Raw genomic sequence first — 18679 nt, 5'->3', positions numbered from 1 at the left:
CGGGCCCACCTGCTGGAGCAGCAGGTGGGCCCGGCCCGCTTCCGTGGCGGTCAGCCCCGGTAGTCCTGGCCCAGGACGACCGTGATGTCCGCGTTGGCGGCGCCGTTCGCCTTGGTGACCGCGCCGTCCGGCAGGCCCAGCGTCTTGGCGACCTCCACCGCCTTGCCGTGGTCGGCTGTGTCCGCGTACGTGACCTGGGAGGCGGCCTGAGCCGCGTCCGCGGTGCCGCCGCTGACGAAGGTGTAGCCGCCGTTGACCAGCGCCGCCTGCGCCTTGGGCGCGGCCTTGGCGTCGCCGGTGGCGTTCCGCACGGAGACCCGGGGTGCGCCGTTCGGATCGGTCTTCTTGACCGTGCCGCCGAGGACGTTCTTGACGACGGAACCGGCCGCGTCCGCGCCCAGGGTGCCGTTGGCCTGCACCGGCAGCAGCAGCGTGCCGTACGCGCCGGTCTTCGCCAGCTCGGCGCGGACCGCCAGCGAGCTGCCCAGCTGCGCCTCGGTGAGCGGCGGGTCGAGCACCTGGAGCAGCGACTTGACGGTGGCGGTGGCGCCGTCGGCGTCGCTGGAGACCTTCTTCAGCGTGGCCTGCATGACCTGGCCGAACCGCTTGAGCTGCGTGTCCTGGCTCTCGCCGGGGCCGCGGTAGGTGGCGTAGGCGACCGCGGACTGGCCGTTGAGGAGGCGGTCGTGGCCCGGCTTCACCAGGGGCGAGTCGCCCTTCTTCGCCCCGGGGACGGTGGTGTCGGTGTCGACGGAGATGCCGCCGACCGTCTCGACGAGGTTCTCCAGATACGGGGTGTCGAGCCGCCAGGAGGCCTTGAGGTCGGCGCCCAGGAGGGTGCCCAGGGCGTCCCGGGTGGGCTCGGTGCCGTCGTCCTTGACGGACTTGCCGAGCGTGGTGGCGGTGCCGTCGTCCTTGGCGAGGACGAGGGTGTTCGGCAGCAGGACGGTGGTGCCCTTGCCGGTGGTCTCGTTGTCGACCAGCAGGGCGGTGGAGCTGTCGCCGGTGCGGGTGTCGCGGAGGTGGACGACGAGGACGTCGCGCTTCTGCCCGGCGCCCGCCTCGGCGGCGGCGCCGCCCGGGCCGCTGAGCCCCGGCAGCTTCCCGGCCCACCAGAGGTAGCCGGTGCCGCCGGCCACCAGCAGCACGAGCAGCACCACGAGCAGCACGCGGCGGCTGCGGCCCCGGCGCTTGGCCTCCTCGCGCCGCTCGGTGCGGCTCTCGGTGAACTTCAGCCAGTCGATGACGTCCTCGGAGTCCTCGTCCGGCTCCTCGATGAAGGCGAACTGCTCCGTCTCGTACCCGGGGCCCCGGTCGCCGCCGGGCGCGGCCGGCTCGGGGCCGTCCGCCGGGCCCGTGTCCTCGGACGGGCGGCGCTGCTCCGGCGGCCGCGGCGGCTGCTCGTGGTGGTGCGGCTGCTCCTCGGGGTAGGCACGCGGCGCCTCCGGCTCCACGGGGCGCTGCCCGGCCCGGGACGGATCGGCGTAACCGGGCTGCGCGTAGCCCTGCGCGCCGTACTGCTGCTGCCCGGCGTAGGCCTGCTCCCCGTAAGGGGCGCCGCCGTACGTCTCCTGCCCGTAGGCGGGCCGGTCGTACGACGGCTCGTGGGCGGACGGCTGGTAGGGCGTCTGCTCGTACGGGGTGCGGGGGGCCTGCTGCGGGACCCAGTCCTGCTGCGGGGCGCCGCCGGGGGCCGGGTTCCCGTAGGGGTCGTAGCCCTGGGTGTGGGCGTCGTAGCCGTGGCCCTGGCCCCCGTAGGGGTCGTGGCCGTAGGACGGCGGGTCGCCGTACGGTGCGGGCCGCGCGTACGGGTCGTGGTGCGGGTCCGGGCCGGGCGCGGTGTCCTGGTACACCGGCTGGCCGTACGCGTCGTAGGTGTACTCCTGCCGGCCCTGCCGCCGCTCATGGGCGTACGGGTCGGGGGTGTACGGGTCCTGCGGCCCGTACGGGTCCTGTCGGTCGGTCACCGGTGCCCCTTTCGATCCGCCCCGTCAGCCGTTCTCGCGGTAGAGCTGCTTCTTGTCGATGTAGCGCACCACGCCGTCGGGCACGAGGTACCAGACCGGGTCGCCCTGGGCGACGCGCGCCCGGCAGTCGGTGGAGGATATGGCGAGCGCGGGCACCTCGACGAGGGAGACCGCGCCGTCCGGCAGTCCGGGGTCGGCCAGGACGTGGCCGGGCCGGGTGACGCCGATGAAATGCGCGAGGGAGACCAGCTCCTCGGCGTCGTGCCAGGTGAGGATCTGCCCCAGCGCGTCGGCGCCGGTGATGAAGAACAGATCGGCGTCGCCGTGCAGCGCCCGCAGGTCACGCAGCGTGTCGATGGTGTACGTCTTGCCGCCGCGGTCGATGTCGATGCGGCTGACGGAGAACTGCGGGTTCGACGCGGTCGCGATGACCGTCATCAGATACCGGTCCTCGGCCGGGGACACCGATTTGTGGCTCTTCTGCCACGGCTGTCCGGTCGGGACGAAGATGACCTCGTCGAGGTGGAACTGGCTGGCCACCTCGCTGGCGGCGACAAGGTGTCCGTGATGGATCGGGTCGAAGGTCCCGCCCATCACTCCGAGTCGCCGCTTCACGGGCTCTGTGTGCTCTCCCATGCGTGCAGACCCTACTGGGCGCCGCGCCGTGCCGGAGGCCGGGTCCGGGCTCAGCGGTCCCGGTTGAAGCGGGTGGTGATCACCAGCAGGAGAAGCAGGACGACGAAGGCCCCGCCGCCGGTGACGAGCGGGTTGAGGCTCTCGTGCTGGCCCCCTTCGGCAAGGGCGACCAGGGACTGTGCGGGGGTGTGCAGGCTCATCGGCGGGGGACCAATCCGGGCTCGGGGCGGGCAGAGACTTCCGCCACATCGTAAGCGGCGGACCGGTGCGGGCTCACGGCGACTCCGCCGGGCACGGGCGCGGGCGGCCGTCCGGCGGGGTGCCCGACGGCCTCACTTCCCCGGCGGCCGCGGTCAGTTGCCGTCCGAGTCGCCGTAGCCGCGCAGCAGGAACCAGGCGAGCAGGACCGCGCCGAGGACGCCGACGATGATCGTGCCGCGCAGCAGCCACCCGGGGCCGTCGTTGGCGTGGGAGGCGCCGGTGGCACCGGCCGTCGCGGCGGCGTCGGAAGCGGCGAGCAGCACGCTCGGAATCGTCATGGCGGGGCGCTCCGTTTTGTACGGGACTGTGCGGTCAAGTGGTACGACGTCAGCGTACGCCCGAGCATCCAATCGGGTGTCGGTGGCGTCCTCTAGTCTGAATCACACGCAGTCGAACAGGGGGAGGCCCCAATGACGGAGAGCCCAGGCGGCGAGCGCGTACCGAGCCGGGACCGCAGGCGGTTCCCCGGTATCTCGTCCCGTTCGTACGAACACCCCGCGGACCGGTCGGCGCTGGTGGCGCTGCGGAAGCTCAGCGGGTTCGACACCGTTTTCAAGACGCTCAGCGGGCTGCTGCCGGAGCGCAGCCTGCGGCTGCTCTTCCTGTCGGACTCCGTGCGCGTCAGCGACCGGCAGTTCGCGCACCTCAACGACATGCTGCGCGACGCCTGCTACATCCTGGACCTGGAGAAGGTCCCGCCGATGTACGTCAATCAGGACCCGCAGCCCAACGCCATGTGCATCGGTCTGGACGAGCCGATCATCGTGGTCTCCACCGGCCTGGTCGAGCTGCTGGACGAGGAGGAGATGCGGGCGGTCATCGGCCACGAGGTCGGTCACGCCCTGTCCGGGCACGCGGTCTACCGCACCCTGCTGCTCTTCTTGACGAAGATGGCGCTGCGGGTGGCGTGGATCCCGCTCGGCAATGTCGCGGTGATGGCGATCGTGACGGCGCTGCGCGAGTGGTTCCGCAAGTCGGAGCTGTCGGCGGACCGCGCCGGACTGCTGGTCGGGCAGGACGTCCACGCCTCGATGCGCGGCCTGATGAAGCTGGCGGGCGGCAATCATCTGCACGAGATGAACGTCGACGCGTTCCTGGAGCAGGCGGAGGAGTACGAGTCCGGCGGCGATCTGCGCGACTCCGTGCTGAAGATCCTCAACGTCCTGCCGCGCAGCCACCCCTTCACCACGGTGCGCGCCGCCGAGCTGAAGAAGTGGGCGGCCAGCCGCGACTACCAGCGGATCATGGACGGCCACTACCCGCGGCGCGAGGAGGACAAGGACACCTCGGTCTCCGACTCCTTCCGTGACTCCGCGTCCCACTACGCCGACTCGGTGCGCAACAGCAAGGACCCGCTGATGGGCCTGGTGCGGGACATCGCGGGCGGCGCGGGCGACCTCGGCGGCAAGCTGCGCGACACCGTCTTCCGCGGCACGCAGCGTCCCGGCGGCTCCGGTGACGACGGCGCTAGCGGATCGGGTGGCTCGGAGTCGGCTGGGAAGTAGCGGCGAGCCGGCCGCACAGCGAGGGGTTCGCCCACTGGCGGGAGTAGGGATCGGTGCCCGCCGGGCGGGCGTCCCCCGCGTGCTGGCCGGCCAGCAGCGGACGCAGCACGTCCGCCTGCGGGGCGCAGGCCATCGGTCCGGCCTGGAGGCTGCTCTGGGTGATCTCCAGGCGGTGGTCGGCGAGGTCCTCGCGGTCCAGCCGGAAGCGGATCTCGCGGCGGACGGTGAAGAGCGAGGAGGCGCCGGGCACGGGCTTGCCGGTGCCGTGGCCGGCGTGCTGGTCGGCGCTCCCGGTGGCCCGCACGGCGTAGACGAAGGTGTAGTCGGCGGTGACCTCCAGCGAGTCGGGGCCGCTCTCGGAGGCGCCGAGGGTGCCGTCGACGCGCACGTTCCGGTCGGCGAGGGCCGTGGTGGTGCGGTCGAAGCGGATCAGCCAGCCGGTGGCCGCGTGCCGCCCGTCGTCGACGGGGCGCGCCATGCTCCGGTCGAACTGATCGAGCTGCCCGGTGTCCAGCAGCAGCCGGACGGAGCGGACGTCGCCGCCGGTCAGGGTGGCCGGGTCGATCGAGGAGCGGACGAGGTACTCCTTCGCCAGCCGCAGCGCCTCGACGACCTGTCCGCCGGAGAAGTGCGGGGTCCGCGCGGCGTTCGCCGGGAGGTTGACCCCGGCTTCGCCGACCCGGAAGCGGGCGGCCGGGCTGTGCGCGAAGAGATCGCCGGGGGCGCCGCCCGGCACCGCGCCCGGCGGGGTGAGCGGCACCACCGAAGACCGCAGCGGCTGCGCGCCGAGCCCCGGTTCGGCGGCCTTGTACGGGTGGCGGATGCCCATGTAGATGGCGGTCCCGAAGGCGATGACGATCAGCAGCACCAGCAGCAGCGCCTGGCGTGAGCCGGGGAGCCGCATCCAGGGGCGGCGGGGGCGGACGGCGGGGGCGTGGTGCTCGCCGAGGCGTTCGTCGGCGGAGTTCTCCTGGAGCCGGGCAGCGCGGATGAACGACTCGTCGAAGACCATCGACCGGTATTCGTCCTCGCCGCCTCCCGGAGCGCCGTCCGGCGTCCCCTCGGGAGGGTCACCTCGTCCGCTCATATCACCAGGGTAGGTCGGCGGGGCGGTCCGTAAACGTGGGGGGACGGGCGGATCGCGCCCGCGGATGCCCCGGGGCCATCAGTGCGTCCGGGACCCGGACGGGACGGGCGACGCGGACGGCGGGACGGCTCCGGTGGACGCGGGCGGCGGCAGGCCGGGGCGGGCCGGTCCGGGCCGTGGGCCGCCGGAGGGGGTGTCCGGGCCGCTGGAGGCCGGGGGCCGCCCCGGGGTTCCGGCGCCGGGGGTGCGGTGGACGGCCGTGAAGGCGAGGGCGACGAGGCCGACGCCCATGACGACGGCGAGCACCCAGGCCACCGGGCGGTGCCAGTGGGCGGTGCCGCGGTAGGGGCGGAGCGCGCCGCCGTAGGGCCCGTACGGTCCGTAGGGCGCGTAGGTGTCGTCGTGGGCGCCGTACGGGTCCCGGCCGCGGGAGTCGTCGAAGGGGTCGCCGCTCTCGTGCTCGGGGCCGACGGCGAGGCCGGCGCGGGCCTCGGCGGCGGCGACGAGGCGTTCGACGGCGGAGGGCTCGTGGATCTGTGCGCCGCGGACGAACGCCTCGTCGAAGACCACGGAGGCGAAGTCCTCGTCCGCCGCTCCGTGGCTCCCGTGGTCGTGCTCGTCGGGCTGTTCGCCGTCCGGGAACGGCGTGCCCCCCGCGTCGTCCGGCACCCGTCCAGATTAGCCCCGCACGGGCGGCTTGGGCAGGGAGCGGAACCGACGGCCTCGCCCGTGATCCGGCCGGGGATCAGCGGATGTGCCCGTCGCCGGTGACGATGTACTTGGTGGAGGTCAGCTCGGGCAGTCCCATGGGGCCGCGGGCGTGCAGTTTCTGGGTGGAGATGCCGATCTCGGCGCCGAAGCCGAACTGGCCGCCGTCGGTGAAGCGGGTGGAGGCGTTCACCGCGACCGTGGTCGAGTCGACCAACCGGGTGAAGCGGCGGGCGGCGGCCGCCGAGGTGGTGACGATGGCCTCGGTGTGGCCGGAGGTCCAGCGGCGGATGTGGGCGACGGCCGCGTCGAGGTCGGGGACGACGGCGGCGGCGATGTCGTACGAGAGGTACTCGGTGGCCCAGTCCTCGTCGGTGGCGGGGGCGACCAGACCCGGTCCGGCCTGCTGCCAGGCGGCGTCGCCGTGGACGATCACTCCGGCCTCGGTGAGGGCTTCGAGGGCGCGGGGCAGGAACGCGTCGGCGATGCCGGCGTGCACGAGGACGGTCTCGGCGGAGTTGCAGACGCTGGGCCGCTGGGCCTTGGAGTTGACGAGGATCGACAGGGCCATGTCGATGTCGGCGGCCTCGTCGACGTAGACGTGGCAGTTGCCGGTGCCGGTCTCGATGACCGGGACGGTGGACTCCTCGACGACGGTGCGGATGAGCGAGGCGCCGCCACGCGGGATCAGCACGTCGACCAGGCCGCGGGCGCGCATCAGCTCACGGACCGACTCACGGCTCTCGCCGGGCACCAGCTGGACGGCGTCGGCGGGCAGTCCGGCGCCCGCCACGGCGTCGCGGAGGACGGTGACCAGGGCGGTGTTGGAGGCGTACGCGGAGGAGGAGCCGCGCAGCAGGACGGCGTTGCCGGACTTCAGGCAGAGGGCGGCGGCGTCGACGGTGACGTTGGGCCGGGCCTCGTAGATGATGCCGACGACGCCGAGGGGGACGCGGATCTGCCGCAGGTCGAGGCCGTTGGGGAGGGTCGAGCCGCGGACGACCTCGCCGACCGGGTCGGGCAGGGTGACGACGTGCCGGACGTCGTCGGCGATGGCGGCGACCCGCTCGGGGGTGAGGGTCAGCCGGTCGACCAGCGATTCGGGGGTGCCGGCGGCGCGCGCCTTGGCGGTGTCCTCGGCGTTGGCCGCGACGATCTCGTCGGTGCGGGCGACGAGGGCGTCGGCGATGGCGAGCAGGGCGCCGTCGCGGTCGGTCCGCGGCAGCGGCGCGAGGAGGGCGGCGGCCTCCCGGGCGCGGGCCGCGGTCGCGAGGACGGGTGAGGAGTGCGAGGCGCTGCTGGTCATGGGCGGAAGACTAGACGAGCGGCGGCGCGGAGCAGCGGGGTGGTTCACGGAGCGGGACGGGCGGGGCGGACGGGACGGGCCCGTGGCCTCCCGTGGGGCCGGCTCGCCTCATGGCGCCGACCCGCCTCACGGGGCCGACCCGCCTCACGGGGCCGGCCCGTCTCGTGGGCCCGGCTCATGTGACCGGCTTGCCCCTGGGACTCACCCGGCCCGTGAGCCCGCCCCGCCCCGTCCCCCTGCTCACTTCAATACGGGTGCACCCCCACCGGTGCCGCCGGTGGCGGGCCGTAGCCCTCGGCGATGCGCTGGTGGTAGGTGTCGCGGTCGATGACCTCCAGGCCGACGATCTCCCAGGGCGGCAGGCCCGCGGTGGAGCGGTGTTCGCCCCAGAGGCGGAGCGCGACGGCGGCGGCGTCGTGCAGGTCGCGGGCCTCCTCCCAGTACCGGATCTCGGCGTGGTCGTTGGCGTAGCGGCTGGTCAGCAGGAACGGGTGGTCGTGGGCGAGCTGTTCGAGGGCCCGCCGGACGTCCGCCAGCGGGGCGTCGGGCCCGGAGACGCTGAGCGTGACGTGCCACAGCCGGGAGACCTCGCGGCCTTCGGGCCGCGGCTCCGGTGCGGCGTGCGGTCGGGTGCGGTCGGCGGCGTCGGACCGGGCCGGGGCGTCCGGCGGGGTGCCGGTCCCGACGCTGGTCAGTGTGGGCCCCGCCACCCCTCGGAGCGGTGCCCCTGGGCGCCCTCGTACCACGGCGGCCTCCTGTGCTGCGGCTGATGCGAATCGGCCCGCGCGGGCGCGGAGCCGATCGGTGCGGGTCTTTCCCGGCGTGCTGCGGGCGCCGCTCACCTGCGGTGCCCCCGCAACAAAGTGGACCAGCCCACGGACCGTCGCGGGGGCGTTTTGACGAAGGTCCCCGCGGAAAGGGGGCACGCCGCTCCGCTACGGGCGCCGCCGCGCCCGGTGGCCGCGGGCCCCGGGCGGCGGCGTCACCGGTGGGACGGGAGGGGCCGCCGGGGTGTCAGTGGTCGAGAAGGACGAGGTCGTCGCGGTGCACGACCTCGCGCTCGTAGGCGGGTCCCAGTTCGCGTGCGAGGTCGCGGGTGGAGCGGCCGATCAGCCGGGGGATCTCCCGGGCGTCGAAATTGACCAGCCCGCGGGCGACGGCGGTGCCGGACGGGTCGCGCAGCTCGACCGGGTCGCCCGCGGTGAACTCGCCCTCCACCGCGGCGATCCCGGCGGGCAGCAGCGAGGAGTTGCGCTCGACGACCGCGCGCACCGCACCGTCGTCGAGGACGAGCGCGCCGCGCGGGGTGGAGGCGTGCGCCAGCCACAGCAGCCGGTCGGCGGAGCGGCGGCCGGTGCGCAGGAAGTGGGTGCCGGTGGGGCCGCCGGCCAGCGCCTCGGCGGCGTGCACCGCGGAGGTCAGCACGACGGGGACGCCGGCCGCCGCGGCGATCCGGGCGGCCTCGACCTTGGTGACCATGCCGCCGGTGCCGACCCCGGCCCGCCCGGCGCTGCCGATCTCGATGCCCTCCAGGTCCTTGGGCCCGCTGACCTGCGCTATCCGCGTGGTGCCGGGGGTGGACGGGTCGCCGTCGTAGAGACCGTCGACGTCGGAGAGGAGGACGAGGAGGTCGGCGCGGACGAGGTGGGCGACGAGGGCGGCGAGGCGGTCGTTGTCGCCGAAGCGGATCTCGTCGGTGGCGACGGTGTCGTTCTCGTTGACGATCGGCACGGCGCCCATGGCCAGCAGCTGGTCCAGGGTGCGGCAGGCGTTGCGGTAGTGGGCGCGGCGGCTGGTGTCGTCGCTGGTCAGCAGGACCTGGCCGACGCGGCGGCCGTAGCGCGCGAAGGAGGCGGTGTAGCGGGCGACGAGAAGGCCCTGGCCGACGCTGGCGGCGGCCTGCTGGCGGGCGAGGTCGCGGGGGCGCCGGTCGAGGCCGAGCGGGGCCAGGCCCGCGGCGATGGCGCCGGAGGAGACCAGCACGATCTCCTTGTCGCGGTACTTCGCCAGCGTGTCCACCAGCGCGTCGACGCGGTCGGCGTCCAGGCCGCCGGCTGCGGTGGTCAGCGAGGACGAGCCGACCTTCACCACGACCCGGCGGGCCTCGGCGACGCCCTCGCGCGGCCCCGCGCCCCCGGAGGTCCTCTCGCCCGCTGCCCCCTGATTCGCCCCTGCCACCTGCTACCCCTGTGCTCGCGTCCGGTACCGCCGTGCGGGAGGAAATCTACGGCAGCGGGCGGGGCGGACGCGTGGCGATTTCGCCTGGTGGACGACGCGGTGGACGGGGCGCGCGGGCGGTGGGCGCGGTGTGCTCCCGCTCACGCCGGGCGGCGCGGGGCGCGACGGCCGGGCGCGGCAAGGGCGTTGGCGCCCGGCGGGCGAGGACAAGACGGATAAGACGGCAACGGGGTCTTTGAGGTTGCGTTCGATTGTCCGTATTCGCGGTGATGAGAACCACAGCAGATTGTCACCGGAGCCAACAAGGTCATACGGTCGGGTGTCCACCGGTCCCGTTTTCCCCGCCTCCGTGGCGTCCCAGCGCGGGGCCCGGCCGCCCCCTCGGCCGTCACCTGACCTTTCTTTTTGCTTGCCAGGAGCCCTTCCCCGTGCCTTCCGCCGGAATCGCCCCCCGCCGAGCCGTACAGCTCGCGGCGCTGCTCGCGATGATGGTCGCCTTCATCGCCCAGCTTCTCGGTGCGCTGTTGCCCGTCATACCGCTGTTCATCGTCGCATCCGTGGTCAACCTCGGTCTCGACCTGTTCCTCCAGCACAAGCAGCCCGGGCTGCTGGCGGTGCTGGGCCGGGTCCGCTTCGACGTCACGGTCCGCCAGCTGCTGCGCGACATGCTGATATTGGTCGGCCTGCTGCACATCGACGGCATCAACCCGCTCGTCGAGCAGGCCCCGCTCACCATCGCGCTGCTGGTCTTCTACGGCACCCATTTCGTCTGCCAGGCCCTCGCGGTGCTGGTGCGGCGCAGCCGTGCGCTGCCGTTCGTGACGCGGAACGTCGACGCGAGCGCGCTGGGCCTGTCCGACGCGCCGCCGCGGCTGCTGTCCCGGCAGACCGGCCGCCGGCTGCTGCGCTTCTCGGTGCCCACCACCGCCGGCATGATGGTCACCGCGATCACCACCGACGCGTTCTGGGGCGGCGTCGGACTGACCGTCTCGCTGCTCCTGTCGATCGGCGGCTCGGTCTACCTGGCCACCTGGCTGATGCCGAAGAAGCGGGTCCTCGGCGAGGCGCGCGCCCTGGAGTGGCTGGACCGGTGGCTGGCCGCGTACGAGCCGACGGTCGGCATGTACTTCTCCGGCGGCGCGACCTCCGCGTACCAGGCCAACATGTGGCTCTCCACGCTGGCCGGTCTGGACGGCAAGCCGATCATCGTGCTCCGCGAGCGGTTCATGGTGCAGAAGATCGAGGCGACGGACATCCCGATCGTCTGCATCCCGAAGGTCGCCAACCTGATGCGCCTGGAGCACTCCGCGCTCAAGCTGCTGCTGCACCCGGCGAACTCCGGCAAGACCTCGCAGATCCTGCGCATCCCCTCCATCAAGCACGCCTTCATCAACCACGGTGAGAGCGACAAGCTGTCGTCCTGCAACCCGTACGCGAAGGCGTACGACGAGGTGTGGGTCGCGGGTCCGGCGGCCCGCGAGCGCTACCAGCTCGCCGACATCGGCGTGGAGGACAAGGACGTCGTCGAGGTCGGCCGCCCGCAGCTGGCGCCGATCCGGCCGTACGCGGGCGCGCCCGCCGCGGACCGCATGACGACGGTGCTGTACGCCCCGACCTGGGAGGGCTGGGACGGCAACCCGGGCAACACCTCGGTGATCCTGGCCGGCGAGAACATCGTCCGGGAGCTGCTGGCCGACCCGAAGGTGCGGCTGATCTACAAGCCGCACCCGATGACCGGTTCGGTGGACCCGCGCGCGGGCGCCGCCAACGTCCGCATCCAGGCGATGATCGCGGAGGCCAACACCCGGCGCGGCGGCGACCGCCCGGGCGCCGAGGCCGCGGCCGAGCTGGACCGCCGGGCGGCGGAGCTGGCCGCGCTGACCACCTCGTCGTTCCGCAAGAGCGCGGACGAGCTGGAGCGGATGCGGCTGCAGGGCACGCCGCCCGAGGGCCGCGCGGCCGCCGTCGCGGCCGCCGCCGACGCCTGGGAGAGCGCCTACTTCGCGTCCTTCCCGGAGTGGGAGCACCTCGTCATCACCACCGCCCGCCCCGGCATCTTCGGCTGCTTCAACCAGGCGGACGTGCTGATCAGCGACGTCTCCAGCGTGGTCTCGGACTACCTGACCAGTGAGAAGCCGTACGCGGTCGCCAACACCTCCGGCATGTCGGAGGAGGAGTTCCGCAGCCAGTTCCCGACGGTGCGCGCCGCGGCGATCCTCACGCCCGAGGCGGACGGCGTCGCCGGGCTGCTGGCGAGCGTCCGCGACCCGGAGCTGGACACCCTCGCGGCCGAGCGCGCCGCCCTCAAGGAGCACCTGCTCGGCCCGTCGGACCCGCCCTCGTCGGTCCGCTTCAACCAGGCGGCGCTGGATCTGTGCGCCGAGGCCGACGCCCGGCGCGACCGGATGGAGCGCCGTCTGGCCGGCATCCCCGGCCAGCGTGCGCAGGACGATGAGGCCGCGGCCGCGGCGGAGCCCGGCGCTCCGGAGGCGTCCGCGGCGCTCTGAGCCGACGGGAGCCGCAGGCACCCACCCCACCGGTCCGAAGGGGCCCGCCGGCCGACGGCGGGCCCCTTCGGCGTTCCCGGGCGCCCGCTCCCGGCGGCCGTCCGCGCACGGTCGGACCATAGACTGTGCGGGACATCCGCAGGCGACAGTCGCCGGTCCGGTACGAGAGCGAGCCGAGGGATTCCGATGGCCGAGTGGCGCCCCGTGCGGCAGGTCCGCACGCATGAGCTGGTGCTGGAGAGCATCGAGGCGCAGGTGCTCGCCGGGGAGCTGAAGGCCGGGGACCGGCTGCCGCCGGAGCGGGAGCTGGCGCCGGTGCTCGGGGTCAGCCGCTCGGCGCTGCGCGAGGCACTGCGGGTGCTGGAGACCATCGGGGTGCTGGTCGCGCAGGCGGGCCGGGGCGCGGACGCCGGGGCGCGGATCGTGCGCCATCCCGACGACGCGCTCGGCCGGCTGCTGCGGCTGCACTTCGCGCTCGGCAGCTACAGCCTCCACGACGTCCTGGAGGCCCGGGTCACCCTGGAGCGCTCCAGCTTCGAGGCGGCGGCCCGGCACGGTGCGCCGGACGCGCTGGCGGAGGCCGAGGAACTGCTGGGACGGCTGGGCGCCGAGGGGCTCTCCCCCGCGGACTTCAACGATCTGGACACCCGCTTCCACGTCGCCATCGCCCGCAGCTCCGGCAACGACCTCACCTCGACGCTCACCTCCGCGGTCCGCGAGTCGGTCCGCCCGCTGATCCTGCGCGCGCTGGAGGCCGCCGAGGACTGGCCGGCCACCGCCGCCGCCCTCAACGCCGACCACACCGAACTGCTCCGCCTGGTCCGCGCCGGCGACGGCCCGGCCGCCGCCGACCTCGCCGAACGGCACATCCGCGGCTTCCACGGGACGCTCGTGGCGGATGCGGATGCCGATGCCGGTGGGGGCGGGGATGCCGATGGGGACGCGGACGGGCCCGGCTCCGGCCCCGATTCCGGCTCCGGCTCCGGCTCCGGCTCCGGCTCCGGCGATGCGGGGGACGCGGGCGCGTAGCCCGTAGTTCGCGTTCCGCGCCCACTGGCCCGGCTTCCCTGCCCCGGCCTGCCCTGACCTGCCCCTGGTCAGGGCCTTTCTGCGTTCCGGGCCTCCCGGGCCTCCCCCGGCCTGCCCTCGTACCGGCATCCCCGCGACCCGGCATCCACGTATCCCTCCCCGCACACCCGACCCGCATCCCGCTCGGCGCCGCCTCCTGCCCCCGCTTCCGGCCCGACGCTAGAATGGTCGGACCATAAACTCTGTGGGAGGCGCTCCATGCGTATCGGACTCTTCGCCACCTGCCTGGGGGACACGCTCTTCCCGGACGCGGTGAAGGCCACCGCCCTGCTGCTCAGCCGACTCGGGCACGAGGTGGTGTTCCCGCCGGAGCAGACCTGCTGCGGCCAGATGCACGTCAACACCGGCTACCAGCGCGAGCCGGTCCCCCTCGTCCGCGGCTTCGCCGAGCAGTTCGGGGACGCGTCGATCGAGGCGGTGGTGATGCCGTCCGGTTCCTGCGCCGGTTCGGTGCGCCACCAGCACGAGATCGTCGCCGCGCGCTACGGCGACGCCGCGCTCCGCGCCGGCGTCGCCACCGTCAAGGAGAAGACGTACGAACTGACCGAACTGCTGGTGGACGTGCTCGGTGTCACCGACGTCGGCGCGTACTTCCCGCACCGCGTCACCTACCACCCCACCTGCCACTCTCTGCGGATGCTGCGGGTCGGTGAGAAGCCGCTGCGGCTGCTGCGCGCGGTCGAGGGGATCGACCTCGTCGAGCTGCCCGAGGCCGACGCCTGCTGCGGCTTCGGCGGCACCTTCGCCGTCAAGAACGCCGACACCTCCACGGCGATGCTGCACGACAAGGTCGGCCACATCACCGCGACCGGCGCCGACGTCTGCACCGCGGGCGACTCCTCCTGCCTGATGCACATCGGCGGCGGACTCCACCGCATCAAAGCCGGCACCCGCACCCTGCACCTCGCGCAGATCCTCGCCGCCACCCGCACCGCGCCGTACGTCCCGACGGAGGCCGTCCGATGAGCCGCACCTTCCTGGGCATGCCCGCCGCCCCGCCCCGCGCCCCGTACGGCGCCGGCAACCTCCGCGGCGACCGCAGCTTCCCCAAGGCCGCCCATGACGAGCTGCGCAACGAGCAGTTGCGCCGCAACCTCGGCAAGGCCACCCACACCATCCGCGCCAAGCGCCTCGCGGTCACCGGCGAACTGCCCGACTGGGAGCGGCTGCGCGACGCCGGCTCCGCGCTGAAGACCGCCACCATGAACCGCCTCCCCGACCTCCTGGAGGAGCTGGAGCGCAAGGTCACCGAGCGCGGCGGCACCGTCCACTGGGCGCGCGACGCCGTCGAGGCCAACGCGATCGTCACCGAGCTGATCGAGGCGACCGGCAGCCGCGAGGTCATCAAGGTCAAGTCGATGGCCACCCAGGAGATCGGCCTCAACGAACACCTCGAAAGCCGCGGCATCACCCCGTACGAGACCGATCTCGCCGAGCTGATCGTGCAGTTGGCGCACGACAAGCCGTCGCACATCCTCGTCCCGGCGATCCACCGCAACCGCGACGAGATCCGGGAGATCTTCCTCGAGGAGATCCCCGGCGTCGATCCGGCGCTGGACGCCGTGCCCGCGCATCTGGCGGCCGCCGCCCGCGCCTATCTGCGGGAGAAGTTCATGACGGCGAAGGTCGCCGTCTCCGGCGCCAACTTCGGCGTCGCCGAGACCGGCACGCTCGCCGTCGTCGAGTCCGAGGGCAACGGCCGGATGTGTCTGACGCTGCCCGAGACGCTGATCACCGTCATGGGCATCGAGAAGGTCATCCCGCGCTACCAGGACCTGGAGGTCTTCCTCCAGCTGCTGCCGCGCTCCTCCACCGGCGAGCGGATGAACCCGTACACCTCGATGTGGACCGGCACCACACCGGGCGACGGGCCGCAGGACTTCCACCTCGTGCTGCTCGACAACGGCCGCACCGCGGCGCTCGCCGACGCCGTCGGCCGCGAGGCGCTCAACTGCATCCGCTGCTCCGCCTGTCTCAACGTCTGCCCGGTCTACGAACGCGCCGGCGGCCACGCCTACGGCTCGACGTACCCGGGCCCGATCGGCGCCGTCCTCACCCCGCAGCTCGCCGGGATGCACGCCGCCAAGGACGATCCCAACAGCTCGCTGCCGTACGCCTCCAGCCTCTGCGGCGCCTGCTTCGACGCCTGCCCCGTCAAGATCGACATCCCGTCGCTCCTGGTCGAGCTGCGCCACCAGAAGACCGAACGGTCCGGTGCGACCGCGGAGAAGCTCGCCATGAAGGCAGCCGCCGGGATCATGAAGCGGCCCAAGGTCTACACCGCCGCGCAGAACGCCGCGCGCCTGGGCCGCCTCGCCGGCGGCCGCGACGGCACGATCTCCCACCTGCCGCCGCCGCTGAACGGCTGGAGCGAGAGCCGCGACACGCCCGTCCCGCCCCGGCACACCTTCCGCTCCTGGCTGGCCTCGGACGAGGGCGCCGCCGCCCTGCGCGACGCCGCCGCCGAAGGCGCCCGGCAGCGCGCCGCCGCCCCCGAGAACCCCGACACCCCCGAGGAGGAGCGGTGACCGCAACCGCACGCGAGACGGTGCTCGGCCGGATCCGCGACGCCCTGGCGCTCGCCCCCGCCCCCGAGGTGGCGATCCCCCGCGCCTACCGCACCGGCCGCACCCTGCCCGACGCCGACCGGCTGGCGCTCCTCACCGACCGGCTCGTCGACTACCGCGCCGAGGTCCACCCCTGCACCGCCGAGGAGACCGCGGCCACCGTCGCCGCCGTCCTCGCCGCCCGCGGCGCCCGCACCGTCGGCGTCCCCGCCGGGCTCGACCGCGCCTGGCTGGCCGCCTACGACGGCGAGGTCCGCGAGGACGACGCGGCGGTGGCGCCGCCCGCGCTGGACGCTCTCGACGGCGTGGTCACCGCCTCCGCCGTCAGCTGCGCCGAGACCGGCACGATCTTCCTCGACGGCTCCCCGGACCAGGGCCGCCGCGCCCTGACCCTCGTCCCCGACCTGCACGTCTGCGTGGTCGATCTGTCGAGCGTCGTGGTCGGCGTCCCCGAGGCCGTCGCCCGGCTCGTCCCCGACCGGCCGACGACGCTGATCAGCGGCCCGTCCGCCACCTCCGACATCGAGCTGGAACGCGTCGAGGGCGTCCACGGGCCCCGCGCCCTGGACGTGATCATCCGGACGGACGCCTGACCGGCCCACGGCATGCCGAAGGCCCCGGGCGGAGCATCCTCCCGGGGCCTTCGGCACAGGTGGGTCAGAACGGGCGGAAGCCGTCGTACTCCTGCTCCGCCTCGTCCCGCGCCGCATCGCGGTCGCGGCGGCGCTGCACGGCGGGCCGCGGCGCCTCCATACGGTGGTCCTCACCGCGCCGGCCGAGCATCTCCGCACCGGCGGCCATCGTCGGCTCCCAGTCGAAGACCACGGCGTTGTCCTCCGGGCCGATCGCCACGCCGTCGCCGGTGTGCGCACCGGCCTTGAGCAGCGCGTCCTCCACGCCGAGACGGTTGAGCCGGTCCGCGAGGTAGCCAACCGCCTCGTCGTTGTTGAAGTCCGTCTGCCGCACCCAGCGCTCCGGCTTCTCGCCGCGCACCCGGTAGAAGTTCTCGCCCTCCTCGGTGACCGTGAAGCCGGAGTCGTCCACCGCCTTGGGCCGGATGACGATCCGGGTCGCCTCCTGCACGGGCTTGGCGGCACGCGCCTGCGCCACGATCTCGGCGAGCGCGTACGACAGCTCCTTCAGGCCCTGGCGGGCGACGGCCGACACCTCGAAGACGCGGAATCCGCGCTCCTCCAGATCGCCGCGGATCATGTCGGCGAGGTCCTGGCCGTCCGGGATGTCGACCTTGTTGAGGACGACGATCCGCGGCCGGTTCTCCAGCCCGCCGTACTGCGCCAGCTCCGCCTCGATCATGTCGAGGTCGGAGAGCGGGTCGCGGTCCGACTCCAGCGTGGCGGTGTCCAGCACGTGGACCAGCACCTCGCAGCGCTCCACATGGCGCAGGAACTCCAGGCCCAGGCCCTTGCCCTGGCTGGCGCCGGGGATCAGACCGGGCACGTCCGCGATGGTGTAGACCGTCGAACCGGCCGTCACCACACCGAGGTTGGGGACCAGCGTGGTGAACGGGTAGTCCGCGATCTTCGGCTTGGCCGCCGACAGCACCGAGATCAGCGAGGACTTGCCGGCGCTCGGGAAGCCGACCAGCGCGACGTCCGCGACGGTCTTCAGCTCCAGCACGATGTCGCGCGCCTCACCGGGCTCGCCGAGCAGCGCGAAACCGGGGGCCTTGCGGCGCGCCGAGGCCAGCGCGGCGTTGCCGAGACCGCCGCGACCGCCCTGCCCCGCGATGAAGGTGGTGCCCTGCCCGACGAGGTCGGCGAGGACGTTGCCCTTGCGGTCCATGACGACCGTGCCGTCCGGGACCGGCAGGATCAGGTCCTGGCCGTTCTTCCCGGCGCGGTGGTCACCGGCGCCCGGCTGGCCGTTGGTGGCCTTGCGGTGCGGGTGGTGGTGGTATTCGAGAAGCGTGGTGACGTCCTGGTCGACGACGAGGATCACATCGCCGCCGCGCCCGCCGTTGCCGCCGTCCGGCCCGCCGAGCGGCTTGAACTTCTCCCGCATCACGGAGGCCACGCCGTGGCCTCCGTTACCCGCGGCGACATGCAGTTCGACGCGGTCCACGAAGGTGGTCATGGTGAGGTGCCTCCAGATAACTACGGGGATGTCTCTGTACTAACACGCCAAGGGCGGACCGGCCTTCCCGCTCGTGCGAGAAAGGCGGTCCGCCCTCGGAGTGGTGCTACTGCTGAGCTGTCGCCCGGCGGCTGATCACTCAGCGACCGGAACGATGTTCACGACCTTGCGACCACGGTGGGTGCCGAACTGCACCGCGCCCGCAGCCAGGGCGAACAGGGTGTCGTCGCCGCCGCGGCCGACGCCCGTGCCCGGGTGGAAGTGGGTGCCACGCTGGCGGACCAGGATCTCACCGGCGTTGACGGCCTGACCGCCGAAGCGCTTCACGCCGAGCCGCTGAGCATTGGAATCGCGACCGTTCCGAGTGGACGATGCGCCCTTCTTGTGTGCCATGTCTCCTCAGTCCCTTACTTCGCCGGAGCGTCGATGCCGGTGATCTTCAGCGCCGTGTGGAGCTGGCGGTGGCCGATCCGCTTCTTGTAGCCGGTCTTGTTCTTGTACTTCTGGATCCGGATCTTGTTGCCCTTGTGGTGGTCCACGACCTCGCCCTGGACCTTCACGCCGGCCAGGACCCACGGGTCGCTGGTGACCGACTCGCCGTCGACAACCAGCAGCGTCGAGAGCTCGACGGTGTCGCCGACCTTGCTGGTGGAAATGCGGTCAATCTCGATGACGTCGCCGACAGAAACCTTCTGCTGGCGTCCGCCGGTGCGCACGATCGCGTACACGCGGAACTCTCCTTCGCTGGAAACGGATCCTCTGATGCCAGCCGCT

Annotated in this window: 18 protein-coding genes; 6 read left to right on the top strand and 12 right to left on the bottom strand. The window is 73.3% G+C overall.

What is annotated here, in order from left to right; genetic code table 11:
* Positions 1-50: 50 nt before the first annotated feature.
* The 4 genes from ABT345_RS32470 to ABT345_RS32455 all read right to left on the bottom strand — a co-directional run bounded on the left by ABT345_RS32470 (position 51) and on the right by ABT345_RS32455 (position 3142).
* Positions 51-1967, bottom strand: a complete 1917-nt coding sequence (locus ABT345_RS32470) for a LytR C-terminal domain-containing protein (RefSeq protein ID WP_345084032.1) — start codon at positions 1965-1967, stop codon at positions 51-53.
* Between the two features lie 24 nt (positions 1968-1991).
* Positions 1992-2603 carry a nicotinate-nucleotide adenylyltransferase gene (nadD, locus tag ABT345_RS32465; protein WP_345084035.1) on the bottom strand — a complete coding sequence of 204 codons (612 nt, stop codon included), beginning with the start codon at positions 2601-2603 and terminating at the stop codon, positions 1992-1994.
* A 50-nt stretch (positions 2604-2653) separates the two neighbouring features.
* Positions 2654-2803: a hypothetical protein gene (locus ABT345_RS32460; RefSeq protein ID WP_345084038.1), complete on the bottom strand. Its 150-nt coding sequence runs from the start codon at positions 2801-2803 to the stop codon at positions 2654-2656.
* Positions 2804-2956: 153 nt separating this feature from the next.
* Entirely contained in the window at positions 2957-3142 is a 186-nt protein-coding gene (locus tag ABT345_RS32455) for a hypothetical protein (RefSeq protein WP_345084041.1), read from the bottom strand.
* 132 nt (positions 3143-3274) lie between these two features.
* Between ABT345_RS32455 and ABT345_RS32450 the strand changes: the two genes are divergently transcribed.
* A complete protein-coding gene (locus ABT345_RS32450; RefSeq protein ID WP_345084044.1) occupies positions 3275-4369 on the top strand; it encodes a M48 family metallopeptidase in 1095 nt (364 codons plus the stop codon).
* On the opposite strand, the gene ABT345_RS32445 is transcribed toward ABT345_RS32450, so the two are convergent.
* The 5 genes from ABT345_RS32445 to proB all read right to left on the bottom strand — a co-directional run bounded on the left by ABT345_RS32445 (position 4332) and on the right by proB (position 9561).
* Entirely contained in the window at positions 4332-5456 is a 1125-nt protein-coding gene (locus ABT345_RS32445; protein WP_345084047.1) for an SCO2583 family membrane protein, read from the bottom strand. The genes ABT345_RS32450 and ABT345_RS32445 overlap by 38 nt on opposite strands.
* Before the next feature lie 78 nt (positions 5457-5534).
* Complete coding sequence (locus ABT345_RS32440; RefSeq protein WP_345084050.1) at positions 5535-6125, bottom strand: SCO2584 family spore wall biosynthesis protein; 591 nt, start codon at positions 6123-6125, stop codon at positions 5535-5537.
* A 76-nt stretch (positions 6126-6201) separates the two neighbouring features.
* On the bottom strand, positions 6202-7470 hold the full coding sequence (locus ABT345_RS32435; RefSeq protein ID WP_345084053.1) for a glutamate-5-semialdehyde dehydrogenase: 1269 nt from the start codon (positions 7468-7470) through the stop codon (positions 6202-6204).
* A gap of 245 nt (positions 7471-7715) precedes the next feature.
* A complete protein-coding gene (locus ABT345_RS32430; RefSeq protein ID WP_345084056.1) occupies positions 7716-8216 on the bottom strand; it encodes a DUF8830 family protein in 501 nt (166 codons plus the stop codon).
* Between the two features lie 268 nt (positions 8217-8484).
* Positions 8485-9561 carry a glutamate 5-kinase gene (proB, locus tag ABT345_RS32425; RefSeq protein WP_345085105.1) on the bottom strand — a complete coding sequence of 359 codons (1077 nt, stop codon included), beginning with the start codon at positions 9559-9561 and terminating at the stop codon, positions 8485-8487.
* A 515-nt stretch (positions 9562-10076) separates the two neighbouring features.
* Here proB and ABT345_RS32420 point away from each other — a divergent pair.
* From ABT345_RS32420 to ABT345_RS32400, 5 genes are all read left to right on the top strand, one after another.
* On the top strand, positions 10077-12155 hold the full coding sequence (locus tag ABT345_RS32420; RefSeq protein WP_345084059.1) for a CDP-glycerol glycerophosphotransferase family protein: 2079 nt from the start codon (positions 10077-10079) through the stop codon (positions 12153-12155).
* A 186-nt stretch (positions 12156-12341) separates the two neighbouring features.
* Positions 12342-13184: a FadR/GntR family transcriptional regulator gene (locus tag ABT345_RS32415; RefSeq protein ID WP_345084062.1), complete on the top strand. Its 843-nt coding sequence runs from the start codon at positions 12342-12344 to the stop codon at positions 13182-13184.
* A gap of 258 nt (positions 13185-13442) precedes the next feature.
* Positions 13443-14210: a (Fe-S)-binding protein gene (locus ABT345_RS32410; RefSeq protein ID WP_345084065.1), complete on the top strand. Its 768-nt coding sequence runs from the start codon at positions 13443-13445 to the stop codon at positions 14208-14210.
* Positions 14207-15772 carry a lactate utilization protein B gene (locus ABT345_RS32405; protein WP_345084068.1) on the top strand — a complete coding sequence of 522 codons (1566 nt, stop codon included), beginning with the start codon at positions 14207-14209 and terminating at the stop codon, positions 15770-15772. The genes ABT345_RS32410 and ABT345_RS32405 overlap by 4 nt, the downstream gene beginning before the upstream one ends.
* Positions 15769-16404 carry a LutC/YkgG family protein gene (locus ABT345_RS32400; RefSeq protein ID WP_345084071.1) on the top strand — a complete coding sequence of 212 codons (636 nt, stop codon included), beginning with the start codon at positions 15769-15771 and terminating at the stop codon, positions 16402-16404. The genes ABT345_RS32405 and ABT345_RS32400 overlap by 4 nt, the downstream gene beginning before the upstream one ends.
* 64 nt (positions 16405-16468) lie before the next feature.
* Here ABT345_RS32400 and obgE read toward each other — a convergent pair whose 3' ends face one another.
* The 3 genes from obgE to rplU form a co-directional block, all read right to left on the bottom strand.
* Positions 16469-17905, bottom strand: a complete 1437-nt coding sequence (gene obgE / locus ABT345_RS32395; protein ID WP_345084074.1) for a GTPase ObgE — start codon at positions 17903-17905, stop codon at positions 16469-16471.
* Between the two features lie 135 nt (positions 17906-18040).
* Positions 18041-18298 carry a 50S ribosomal protein L27 gene (gene rpmA / locus ABT345_RS32390; RefSeq protein WP_009717948.1) on the bottom strand — a complete coding sequence of 86 codons (258 nt, stop codon included), beginning with the start codon at positions 18296-18298 and terminating at the stop codon, positions 18041-18043.
* Between the two features lie 14 nt (positions 18299-18312).
* Entirely contained in the window at positions 18313-18633 is a 321-nt protein-coding gene (rplU, locus tag ABT345_RS32385) for a 50S ribosomal protein L21 (RefSeq protein WP_345084083.1), read from the bottom strand.
* Positions 18634-18679: the final 46 nt, after the last annotated feature.

It is taken from the genome of Streptomyces sp. NPDC000404 (assembly GCF_040300365.1).
GTDB lineage: Bacteria > Actinomycetota > Actinomycetes > Streptomycetales > Streptomycetaceae > Streptomyces > Streptomyces ramulosus.
This window is presented reverse-complemented; position numbering and strand designations above follow the sequence as displayed.